Annotated in this window: 10 protein-coding genes and 3 pseudogenes; 10 read left to right on the top strand and 3 right to left on the bottom strand. The window is 42.9% G+C overall.

Annotated features, from left to right (window positions below; translation table 11 throughout):
- On the bottom strand, positions 1–209 hold a 209-nt coding region (locus tag BM278_RS16570; protein ID WP_208601827.1), incomplete at its 3' end, for a transposase.
- Between the two features lie 255 nt (positions 210–464).
- Here BM278_RS16570 and BM278_RS16565 point away from each other — a divergent pair.
- The 8 genes and pseudogenes from BM278_RS16565 to BM278_RS16535 all read left to right on the top strand — a co-directional run.
- On the top strand, positions 465–776 hold the full coding sequence (locus BM278_RS16565) for a metal-sensing transcriptional repressor (protein WP_090951991.1): 312 nt from the start codon (positions 465–467) through the stop codon (positions 774–776).
- Between the two features lie 13 nt (positions 777–789).
- Positions 790–3,183: a heavy metal translocating P-type ATPase gene (locus BM278_RS16560; RefSeq protein WP_090951988.1), complete on the top strand. Its 2,394-nt coding sequence runs from the start codon at positions 790–792 to the stop codon at positions 3,181–3,183.
- Between the two features lie 19 nt (positions 3,184–3,202).
- Positions 3,203–3,406 carry a copper chaperone CopZ gene (gene copZ, locus BM278_RS16555; RefSeq protein ID WP_064551847.1) on the top strand — a complete coding sequence of 68 codons (204 nt, stop codon included), beginning with the start codon at positions 3,203–3,205 and terminating at the stop codon, positions 3,404–3,406.
- Between the two features lie 309 nt (positions 3,407–3,715).
- On the top strand, positions 3,716–5,098 hold the full coding sequence (locus BM278_RS16550) for a T7SS effector LXG polymorphic toxin (RefSeq protein ID WP_244151212.1): 1,383 nt from the start codon (positions 3,716–3,718) through the stop codon (positions 5,096–5,098).
- Between the two features lie 26 nt (positions 5,099–5,124).
- Positions 5,125–5,520, top strand: coding sequence for a magnesium transporter CorA family protein (locus BM278_RS16545; protein WP_090951985.1), 396 nt, complete (start codon positions 5,125–5,127; stop codon positions 5,518–5,520).
- A gap of 79 nt (positions 5,521–5,599) precedes the next feature.
- Positions 5,600–6,427, top strand: coding sequence for a hypothetical protein (locus BM278_RS16540; RefSeq protein ID WP_244151211.1), 828 nt, complete (start codon positions 5,600–5,602; stop codon positions 6,425–6,427).
- A 244-nt stretch (positions 6,428–6,671) separates the two neighbouring features.
- Positions 6,672–6,827 (top strand): hypothetical protein, encoded by a 156-nt coding sequence (locus tag BM278_RS18935; protein ID WP_167359667.1) that lies wholly within the window; start codon positions 6,672–6,674, stop codon positions 6,825–6,827.
- Positions 6,811–7,122, top strand: a pseudogene (locus tag BM278_RS16535) (DUF350 domain-containing protein); the annotation flags it as partial. The gene BM278_RS18935 and the pseudogene BM278_RS16535, both read left to right, overlap by 17 nt.
- Positions 7,123–7,358: 236 nt before the next feature.
- Here the strand turns inward: BM278_RS16535 and BM278_RS16530 are convergent.
- Entirely contained in the window at positions 7,359–8,237 is an 879-nt protein-coding gene (locus BM278_RS16530) for a hypothetical protein (protein ID WP_090951983.1), read from the bottom strand.
- A 516-nt stretch (positions 8,238–8,753) separates the two neighbouring features.
- Between BM278_RS16530 and BM278_RS16525 the strand changes: the two are divergent.
- Positions 8,754–8,951: pseudogene (locus BM278_RS16525) on the top strand (HAD hydrolase-like protein); the annotation flags it as partial.
- A 117-nt stretch (positions 8,952–9,068) separates the two neighbouring features.
- Here BM278_RS16525 and BM278_RS16520 read toward each other — a convergent pair.
- Positions 9,069–10,493, bottom strand: a complete 1,425-nt coding sequence (locus BM278_RS16520) for an amino acid permease (RefSeq protein WP_090951980.1) — start codon at positions 10,491–10,493, stop codon at positions 9,069–9,071.
- Between the two features lie 313 nt (positions 10,494–10,806).
- Between BM278_RS16520 and BM278_RS16515 the strand changes: the two are divergent.
- Positions 10,807–11,056, top strand: a pseudogene (locus BM278_RS16515) (RNA-guided endonuclease TnpB family protein); the annotation flags it as partial.

The raw sequence follows: 11,056 nt of genomic DNA, 5'->3' as shown, positions 1-11,056 counted from the left end.
ACCCGGGTTGTCAGCTGGCGTGGATACGAACCGTTGCGATATCCTTTTCGTTCTTCCGTTCGTTCATAACGGCGAGCCCCCAGCTGTTCTTCTACTTGTGCCTCGAGGATTTGATTGAGGACTTGTTCCAGTAGCTTCGCTAATCCTTCATCTCTGGTGAATAACCCGTGCAAAAGTTCATCATTTAGGGTAATATGATATTGAGCCATGGTTGCATTCCTCCTTATGTTTGGTGTTTGTTTGTCCACTGTTTATTCTACCAAAGGGGAAGCAACATGGCTCTTTTTCTATTTCCCTTTTTACACAATTATATGGACTTAACTGTATCGATAGTTATCAAGAACAAGTGGTAACGGTGAAGCAAATAAAAGAGCTTTGCGATAGAAAAAATTAAATCATTCTCATTGCGATTTATACCCATTACCCGTATAATGTATATAGAACGATGGAATGAGGTGAAATGCATGAATCAATGTGAGGAGCATCATCCTAATCCTAAAATGGTTCTGCGCACGGAAGAGGAAATAGAAAATATTGTAAAAAGATTGAAGCGCATTGAAGGGCAAGTGCGCGGCGTGCAAAAAATGGTGGAGGACAACCGGTATTGTATCGATATTTTAATCCAAATCTCTGCGATTGAAGCAGCGCTGCATAAAGTCGGATTGCACTTGTTGGAACGGCACGTCCGTCATTGCGTCGCCAAAGCGATTCGCGAAGGCAGCGGCGATGAATCGATTCAGGAGTTAATGACCGTGATCAGCCAATTTTCCAAATAGGGAGGGAAGCGCGATGGACGAGAAAAAGCATGTGACGTTGCATATTACCGGCATGACGTGCGCCGCCTGTTCGAGCCGCATCGAAAAAGCGCTCAATAGGATGGACGGGGTCGAAGCAAACGTCAATTTAGCGATGGAAAAAGCGACGATCGAGTATGATCCGGCGAAACAAAGCGTTCGCGATATTCAAGAAAAAATTGAAAAGCTCGGATACGGCGTTGCCACCGAAAAGGTCATGCTCGATATTGAAGGTATGACGTGCGCTGCTTGTGCGGCGCGCATCGAAAAAGGGCTGCAACGCATGGAAGGCGTGGAACGCGCCACGGTCAATTTGGCAACAAACAGCGCGGTTGTCGAATATAAGGCAGGCATCACATCGGTCGAAGCGATTTTAGAAAAAATAAAAAAGCTTGGCTATAAAGGGCAAGTGCGGAAGGATGAAGAGAGCGCAGGGTTTAAAGAAGAACAACTGAAGCAAAAACAGCGGCAACTTACGATTTCCATCGTGTTATCGCTTCCGCTTCTCTATACGATGATCGCGCATCTGCCGTTTGACCTTGGCTTGCCGATGCCTGCTTGGCTGATGAATCCATGGGTGCAGCTTTTGTTCGCGACACCTGTGCAGTTTTATATCGGCGGTCCTTTCTACGTCGGCGCGTATCGCGCGTTAAGAAACAAAAGCGCGAACATGGACGTCCTTGTTGCGCTTGGCACTTCTGCTGCTTATTTTTACAGCTTGGCGGAAGCGGTGAAAACGATTGGCAACGCGCACTATATGCCGAATTTATATTTTGAAACAAGCGCGGTGCTCATCACGCTCGTGCTTGTCGGAAAATATTTTGAGGCGCGCGCGAAAGGACGGACGACCGAAGCGATTTCAAAACTGTTAAGCTTGCAGGCGAAAGAAGCGCTCGTTGTTCGCGCCGGAAAAGAAGTCAAAGTTCCGCTCGAACAAGTAGCGGTCGGTGACACGATTATCGTCAAGCCGGGAGAAAAAATACCGGTAGACGGTATCGTGATTGCAGGCGCATCTGCTGTTGATGAATCGATGATTACAGGGGAATCGATTCCGGCGGATAAAAAAGAAGGCGACCGCGTCATCGGCGCAACGATCAACACGACAGGCACTCTGACGATTCGGGCGGAAAAGGTCGGGAAAGACACAGCATTGGCAAATATCGTGAAAATCGTCGAAGAAGCGCAAGGCTCAAAAGCGCCGATTCAGCGGCTGGCCGACGTTATTTCGGGAATGTTCGTTCCAATTGTCGTTGGCATCGCCGTGTTGGCGTTTGTTGTCTGGTACTTTTTTGTCGCGCCGGGCGATTTGCCAAAAGCGTTGGAAGTCGGCATCGCTGTGCTTGTCATCGCCTGTCCGTGCGCTCTCGGTCTTGCCACGCCGACATCGATCATGGTCGGCACCGGAAAAGGGGCGGAACACGGCGTTCTCTTTAAAGGAGGCGAATATCTAGAGGAAACGCATAAAATCAACGCAGTGCTGTTGGATAAAACTGGAACGGTGACGAAAGGAAAACCAGAAGTAACGGATGTCATTGCGTTTCAAGAAGGAATGCTTGATTATGCCGTGTCGGCGGAAAGTGGCTCTGAACATCCGCTCGCGCAGGCGATTGTCGAATATGGGAAGCGGAAACAAATTCCGGTGAAGCCGCTTGAGCGCTTTACGGCGCTTGCAGGCCACGGCATTGAAGCGGCAGTCGATGGCAAACGCGTTCTCGTTGGAACGAGAAAATTAATGAAAGAAAATAACGTCGACATGTCGCAACATGAAGAGAAAATGGTGCAATTGGAAACAGAAGGAAAAACAGCAATGTTTGTCGCCATCGATGGGCAGCTTGCCGGCATCATCGCCGTCGCTGATACCATTAAAGAAAACGCAAAAGAAGCGATCCGTGCATTAAAACAAATGGGAATTGACGTCTACATGGTCACAGGCGACAATGAACGGACGGCGAAAGCGATCGCCGAACAAGCGGGAATCGACCATGTATACGCTGAAGTGCTTCCGGAAGATAAAGCAAACATCGTTGAAAAATTGCAGCGAGAAGGAAAACGAGTGGCGATGGTCGGCGATGGCATTAATGACGCTCCGGCGCTAGCGAAAGCAGATATCGGCATGGCTATCGGCACAGGAACCGATGTCGCCATCGAAACGGCCGATGTCACATTAGTCGGCGGCGATTTGGCGCATATTCCGAAAGCGGTCGAATTAAGCCGCAAAACAATGACAAACATTCGGCAAAACTTGTTTTGGGCGCTGTTTTACAATACGATCGGCATTCCGGTTGCCGCCGCCGGGCTGTTGGAGCCGTGGATTGCCGGAGCGGCGATGGCGTTTAGCTCCGTATCGGTAGTGACAAATGCGCTTCGCCTAAAACGCGTGAAACTATAAAAACAAGGAGGAATCCATTATGACAACGACATTACAAGTGCAAGGAATGACATGCAACCATTGCAAAATGGCCGTGACGAACGCTTTACAAGAGCTAGAAGGAGTCAGCCGCGTTGAAGTGCATCTCGATAAAGGCACGGTCGATGTCGATTACGATGAAACGAAAGTCAGCTTGGACCAATTGAAAGAAGCCATTGAAGAACAAGGGTATGATGTGAAGTAAACGAAAAGAGGTTGTCCCAAAAGGCTGGTAAAACGACCTTTTGAGGACAGCTTCTTTTTGTTTTTTCAAAAATGATTTCCTTGTTGAAAAGTAAATGGAAAAATAAATTTAGTAACCATTTTTTCAAACTTCATTTCTCATTTAATAAAAGGTAATGTGACTAAATACACTTATTAGTCTTAAAGTCCTTAAATAAGTAAGTAAAAGAATCCATCTTTTCTCTCTTTTTGCCATTTTATTTCCATGATATAGTAAATCTGGTTACCTATTGAAAGTAGAAGTTTCGCTAAATGATAGGGGGGCGGTTGCATGACCCTTGCTTACTATTACTCTTTATTGCGCAAGAAGGAAGAAGAATTACAGCGTATTAACTTAGGAAAATCACTGAATAATTTAGAACCGGCAAATAACGGATTTATTCGCGAAAGCTTTTTGGAATATGAGATTGCTTCAGCATTACAGCGAATGAAAAACACCGTCAAGGACTTAGTCGACGAGGCCAATGGTTATATGAATGAAGTAAACGATATCGTTTACTTGACAAGATTAGACGATCAGCGTTTTATGCACGGATTAAAAAAAGCGGAAGATTATGCGGCAGAAACAGTGGAAGATTTGCGGAAGTTTGATTCCGAACAGATGAAAGAATTAAGCGGCCTGGAAGCTGATCTTCAAATCATGAAAAATTATATTGCGCTTATCGAGTCGATGTTTTGCCAAGGAGATTTTTCGGTTTTATCGTTTAACATGGATAAGCTAAACAGTCATCCAGATTATAGAACGATGACGGTTAAATTGCGAAAGGATGAAATGAAGGAAAGGGCATATCCTTTCACTGATTTTTTCGCCACAATAAACGAAAAATTAAGTACAGGAGATAATATCATTATTGGCACAAGACTTGTGGCGTTTCTCGCTTCCATGCAAGTAGCGAAAGGTTTGCAAATAAAATATATTCGTCAAGCACCGACCTTATGGCAAAAAATAAAAGGCGACTATCGATTCGCGGTGAAAGCTCCCCCTTCATGGACAAGCGAAACAAAGCACGAATCGCCCCTGGCTAAATTCATTATCAAAGTGATGAGAAAAGAACCTGTTAGTTGGTATGAAAAAATATTGCATAAAATTTTTTCTAGTTACCGGAGTCCATCAGACTTTATTAAACATATGGCAGGATACCCTAAAAATATTGAAGGCATATTGACCGGGGAAGAGTTCAGAAATGCATTGATAGACCGGGTATCGGCAGGGGTTAAAGAAACAGCTGAAGCTGCAACGAAAGCGAAGGGAATGCACAAAGCAGCAAAGCATATACCTGGAGTTGGGACTCTCATTACTATTGGTGCCAATATAACAGAGTATGTAAGTCCGGAAAATCAAAATAAAAGTTCGGCAGAAAGAGTTGGTCGTGTTTTTACTGGAGCAGCATTGGATATGTTTGCTATAAACGTAGGCACAAGAGTGGGAATCATGATCGGCAGTATAGGAGGACCGCCAGGGATGATTATAGGCGGGGCGGCTGGAGCGTTTGTAGGCGGAACCGTTAGTTCGCTGTTTGGCGATAAAATAAAGGACGTTGGAGGAAAAGTAGTTGACGAGGCTGTAGATGCCGTTAAAAACGTTGGTGACAAGGCGGTAGACGCAATGAAAAAGACAGAAATACCAGCATCAATAAAAAAGTGGTTTAGCTAGCGATAGTTTTAAGGAGGCATATATTGATGACATCAGATTTCAGGTTTCTATTGTCAGACCTATGGTTTCTATTATCGGAACCACATACATGGATTACTCTTCTCGATTATACATTGGGGTTTATTTTCATATCGCAGTTTAGCACTGCTGTTGCTGTCTTTTTAGGTGCTAATTTAATTGTATATTATTATGACTTAGGCTATGAAAAACATCCGGAAGCGCTGTGGGAGAAGATATTTAATCTAATATACAATTTGTTTTTATGGTTTCCTGTTTATCTGTATAAAAGAGTGTCTCCTTTTCCGTTTTTGATTCGGAAATTGTTATATGCTGTTTTTACGGTTGTTGGGGCAGCAGTATATGGCATTATATGGCTGTTGCTGCGCAATCTATTGAAATTACTGTTATTGGGGCACATATAACCGATGGAACAAAGTTTTCAGATTGGCAATCAGCAATGTTAGAGAAAACGGATAGGAAAGAGGAAAGAGAGGGAGCAGGATGGAGCTTGTCATGACGTGTACAACGGCAGAATTGATGCTGTTGGTGGGGGTATGTGATTATCCCGGTGTTGCTAAAGGGATAGGAGCAGCAACGTTTGGAAAAAGGAGCGAAAAAGAATGGAAAGCAATTTTGGAGACAGCGGAGCATCAGCTTATTTTAAAGGGGATTATCGATGATGAAAAAGCTGAGCGTGGCGAAGAACCAATATCCGATGAAATGAAAACATTTATCAATCGTTATGTGCAGTCAAAATGGATCATAAGAGGGACGGACATGCCGCGCAAAAGGGCGCTAATGTTCCATCATTACGAAGGGGACGACTGGTTGGCGCATATTATATATAAAGATATTATTCATGAGTTTTATTACGTAACATTTGACGAAATTTTAGATCAAATTCGTGAGTATTATTCATTTTCATCGGGAGATTCCGTGCCTGTAGAACAATTTTTTCTGACCGAGAAAGCGTTCGACTGGCTGAACGAACCGAAAAAAGTAGACAAAGTTAAGAAGAAAAGTGAATTTACGGACGAGGAAAAAAGAAGCTTCGAACATTTCCTTGAGGATCTTGAAGCGAAAAACCGATATTTATACAATCTCACTACCTTTCATTTCCCTAATGGAACGGATAATCTCTCGCCCGATCTCTATATGGAGAATGTGCTTTATCATATGAGAGATCTTTTCTTTTTTCTTCCATCTCAAAACGGAGTGTGGCTTGTCGAGTATACGCCGCATCCGAAAACACCGGTCCGTATTTATTTAGCGACGGTAGAAGAATGGATGCAGCGGGTGGCCCGCTTTAAAGAAGTTATTGAAGTGTAACAGAAAATAGCGTGATACTTAGAGGAAATGGCAACCGATGCGGATTCATATTTTGCCGCCGCTAAAGCAGGTATCTTCCCGAGTAAGTCTGACTGCATCAAGTATATTTCCTTCAAATTCACAATAATAACTTTGAAGGAAGTGGCGGCAATTAAATTGGAAAATACCATTCATGAATAATGGAACCAATTCCCATCATATCCGTATTAGTAGTTGCATCAGATTTGGAAAGGCGGGAAATATCATGAATCGATTGGAGTATCGGCTATGGCTTGGCGAGGAAAATTATCGCTTGCTTTATTTTTATGAATCAATCGACTTGCCGCAAATTATTGCCCGACGCGAATGCGATTTTTTTGTAAAAGAGGGAGTGACGTATCGGCAAGTTTTCCGAGCGTGAACTCATTCGCCAAGGCAATATGGCCGTAGCGTTGAAATTGTGGGGAAAAGCGCTAGGATTGGCGATTGTCATTTATGCCGCCTGGAGCAACAGCGTCAGTTTGCCTGATGCTCTTCTATGGGGTGTCATTGGCATTATCACGCAAATTCTCGTGTATTTTGCGCTCGAGTACATCTTCACGCCAAAAACAAACTTAGCTAAAAAAGTCGAGGAAGGCAATCTCGCAGTTGGGCTTAGCTTATTTGCCATTTCTATTATTGTCGGCTTGATTGTCGCAGGAAGCATGTCGTATTAAACTGGGCCCGTTAGTTTGTTTTGAGGTTTTTAACAATTTCTATATTTTGTAAAAATAGAAAATGATATCGGGGAACGACGAAAGATGCTCGTCAAGATAGGTGCAAATTAGCACATTATTCAGAACCTACTTTATATGAACTACTCGCCACTTATAACACTTGAAGAGGGAGTTTCTCAGTTCCACGACGAAAGCAACCTTTCGTCTCCCTGAGCGTAACTCCCGTAAATAGCATCTTACACAGTTTTATCGAACAGAGGGGTTTCCCCAGTTGGGACACGATAATGGTCAAAGCCAGAAAGGTGGTCGATAAAGTGGTTCCACATTTCTCTTAATAGGCGAATATTTCGGTCCACTCGTTTTTTCGTGAAATCATCCCCCTGAGAAGCCCCTTCTTGACCTTCTTTATATTCTTTCATCACATTTTCATACTTTTGGACAAATTCGCTTTCGTCAGCGCCATTAAGCTGGGAGAATAAGGAGAGATAATATGTTTGTTCTTTTTGTATGGCACTATGGCCATCTTTTATCGCCTGAATTTGTTGGAAAGCGGATTCAGAAATACGTTTCAATGGTCCGGATTGGTCCTTATACATATCATAAATGGCTTGTTGAATTTTTAACATTTGATCATTGTATACAGCGAATTTGTCATCGATAAATTGATTGGTCGCCTTCATCATTTGATCTTTAAATTGCTCAGGAACAATATGTTCAGCGACAAAATCCAGTTTTGCTTTTATCTGTGCCATGGCCATGGCAAATTGGTCACTCGTCGATCCGCCGGTAAAATATTTGGGATCGATGTATGTTGCCGCTGTAATCGCCTCATTGATCCGATTTTTTTCTTCTTCTGTCAAACCCGTCATATTCTCTACGGAAAAGTAATCGTAATAATAAACGGAGGCAACTGTTTTTTCGGCTCTTTCGATTTTGAGACCTCCAACCGGATATCCCTTTTGGATCGATGATAGCGTTAATTTATCCAAGTTTAGTCCACCGTCGCGCACTGGCTGTTTAAACAATGAATGATGGTTATTGCTGTTGCCGTTTAACTTGTAGACATGAGTTAAATTCAAGGTGTAACCATTTAATGGATTCGAATTAATTTTCATTCCCAACACCTTCTTTTGCCCATGATAGATTGGAATAAGCGAAATGGTAAATGTTGTGAAGCGATCCAACTTCTCATTTAAACTTTGGAAAGGTCGATACCATTAGATGAAAATTTTGGTATAATTAATATTGGTTTGCGCTGCAAAAGGGATCAATAAGAAAAACATGGTAAGTCGAACAAGAACTTTTCACATCATTATCACGTGTTACTTCCCTTAATATAAATATCGGCATTATTGACAAAATTTTAATGCCTTTTTGCCAATTAGATGGGTTTTAAGATATTCTAGGCCGCACTGGGTAATTGCAGCGAAATGGTTATGAAAAATTTCAAAATGGATACCTAGGCATTGAAGCGACATCAAAAGAAAACACAAAATCATGGAAAACGCTCGCAAAAAATGTTGGACTTCATTGTACAAAAAATCTCCATGAATGCTTGACTCCGTCTATAAAAAACAAGGATTTGCTCTGTTCTCTTTCATAATTTAGGATAAGAAAGGAAACGATAGATAATGGTAAAAGCAGTTATATTTGATTTGGATGGGACATTGCTCGATCGCGACGCTTCCATCGAAAAGTTTATCGAATACCAGTATGAGCGTTTAAGGCACACATTAAGCCATATTCCAAAAGAATCGTACATCGCCAGATTCATTGAACTAGATGATCGAGGGTATGTTTGGAAAGATACTGTATACCAACAAATGGTTTAATATAGAGAAAGAGGCGGATCTTGAATGAAAAAAGTAGAGTTCGATAATGAGCCGGCGAATAAGATAGTGGGGAGAAAATAAAAACAAAAGGGACCAAGATTTTCATTGGCCCCTTTACGCCTCTTTTAGCTCTGTCTGTTTATGATCATTGCTCGGTTTTTGTTTCATAAGCAATGGATATAAGATTAACCCAGCCACAAATAGACCAATTCCTAAGAAAAATGTATGCCAATCTGCCGTTCCCGTTTTGATGACCCAAATCGAGTACGCTAACGCCGCTGTTGTGATGATGCCGTCTCGGATGCGAATGCGCTTTGCATTTTCATACGTTTCTCCCGTTATAATTAATTTCAGCTGATATAATGCAGAAACGAGATACGGAACTAAGTAGGCGAGCGTTGCGACGACAATCGCGAAATTGTACGCTTCGTTCACCGTTCCTGATACGGTCGAAAATAGAAAAATTTGCGTCATAAAATTGGTAATAAACAAAGAACGGACAGGGCTGCCGTTTCGGTTTGTTTTCGCGAAGAAAGCAGGAAACAGCCCTTCTTTTGCCGCTTGATACGGAACTTCCGAGCTGACGACAATCCAGCCGATCGTCGAGCCGAACAAGGAAATAAGCGCTAAGATTGCCATGATGTAGGCGCCGTTGCTGCCGATCACCGCATGTAGCGCGTCCACGAGCGGCTTTTGCGATTGCTGCAGCTCATCTTGCGAAAGAGCTCCCATCGTTAACAATGTGATCCCCATGTAAATAAGCACCGAAATAATTAATCCAAGCAATGTCGCTTTTTTTACATCTTTTTGTGATTTCGCGCGGTTTGACAGCATAACAGCTGATTCAATGCCGATAAACGCCCACAGCATCGTAATCGCCGCTCCGTTGATTTGGCTTGGAACGGATACCGCTTGTCCTTTTTCATCCATGAATGCAAATCCGCTGCCTAAATTTGCGGCGTTAAAAACCGAGACAGTCGCGATAATATAAAGGAAAAAACCGATGACTTTCGCACCTGTCGCCAAAATATTAATGCTTCCTGAGCGTTGAAAATCGCGGGCGAGAATCCATTGAATCCCCCATAATACGACCGTGCAAACTGCAAACGTGAGCGCTTTGCCTGTTTCTAATTGAAATGTTCCGATCGTAATGAAAATGCGGTCGCTTTGCATAATCGGGAAAAATGTGCTTAAATAGCCGGCGAAAGAAATAATGACAGACGCGGTCGCCGCCCAGTTTGCGGCCCAATATCCCCACGCCATGCTGTAGCCTGCGATGTTCCCCGCTTTTGACGAGGAAAACATCGCCTGCGCGTAGCTTTGCGGCCCTGCTTTCAGTTCCGGCTTTCTTGTCACTAAACTGCCGAACACAAGCGCAATCATGAAAACTCCCAATCCGGTTGTCATCCAGGCAAGAGCCGATCCCATTGGGCTGGCGACTTGCGCTAGGCTTGCCGGAATCATAAATATGCCACCGCCGATCATATTGCCGACGACAAAGGCGGTTAAAATCCATAATCCCCATTTTTTTGTTGCCATAGTATGTCCTCCTTGTTAATACCGTTGCTACAGCTAATTTACTTTATCATCATAAACGATCATTTTAATTTGGTAAAGTGATAATATAATAAAGAAGACAAAATAAATCAATTACGAATAATCGTTATTTTTCAATATTTTTTTGGAGCGAAAAATTGATATATGATAAGAGAGGGAGCGTGTTTCACGAGAACATCCGCCGGAAGCCCGCTGCTTTAGCTGTGGGAGGAAGGCGGGGTTTATATTTTCAATATATATTGAATTTTTCGTTCAATATAAGTACACTGGATTTAGAAAGGTAGGTGAATCAAGAATGCTCTGCACTCTCAAGATTAAATTAATGCCAACTCTTGAACAGTTTCATGCGCTGCTGGAAACAATGAAACGGTTTAACCAAGCATGCAACTATATTAGCGAGATTGCTTTTCGCTCCAGAACCTTTTCCAAAACGAAAATCCAGCGGCTTTGCTACTATGACGTCAGGGAAAAATTTGGCCTCTCTGCCCAAATGACCGTTCGTGCCATCGGCAAAGTGTCGGAAAGCTATCGTTTGGATAAAAAAA

This window comes from Parageobacillus thermantarcticus (assembly GCF_900111865.1).
Lineage (GTDB): Bacteria > Bacillota > Bacilli > Bacillales > Anoxybacillaceae > Parageobacillus > Parageobacillus thermantarcticus.
Note: the sequence above shows the minus strand (reverse complement) of the source record. Positions and strands in the feature narration are given on the sequence as shown.

Excerpts from the sequence above, each read along its gene's own strand:
- BM278_RS16565 (WP_090951991.1), top strand. The coding sequence starts at position 465 with ATGAATCAATGTGAGGAGCATCATCCTAATCCTAAAATGGTTCTGCGC.
- BM278_RS16560 (WP_090951988.1), top strand. The coding sequence starts at position 790 with ATGGACGAGAAAAAGCATGTGACGTTGCATATTACCGGCATGACGTGC.
- copZ (WP_064551847.1), top strand. The coding sequence starts at position 3,203 with ATGACAACGACATTACAAGTGCAAGGAATGACATGCAACCATTGCAAA.
- BM278_RS16550 (WP_244151212.1), top strand. The coding sequence starts at position 3,716 with ATGACCCTTGCTTACTATTACTCTTTATTGCGCAAGAAGGAAGAAGAA.
- BM278_RS16545 (WP_090951985.1), top strand. The coding sequence starts at position 5,125 with ATGACATCAGATTTCAGGTTTCTATTGTCAGACCTATGGTTTCTATTA.
- BM278_RS16540 (WP_244151211.1), top strand. The coding sequence starts at position 5,600 with ATGGAGCTTGTCATGACGTGTACAACGGCAGAATTGATGCTGTTGGTG.
- BM278_RS18935 (WP_167359667.1), top strand. The coding sequence starts at position 6,672 with ATGAATCGATTGGAGTATCGGCTATGGCTTGGCGAGGAAAATTATCGC.
- BM278_RS16530 (WP_090951983.1), bottom strand. The coding sequence starts at position 8,237 with ATGAAAATTAATTCGAATCCATTAAATGGTTACACCTTGAATTTAACT.
- BM278_RS16520 (WP_090951980.1), bottom strand. The coding sequence starts at position 10,493 with ATGGCAACAAAAAAATGGGGATTATGGATTTTAACCGCCTTTGTCGTC.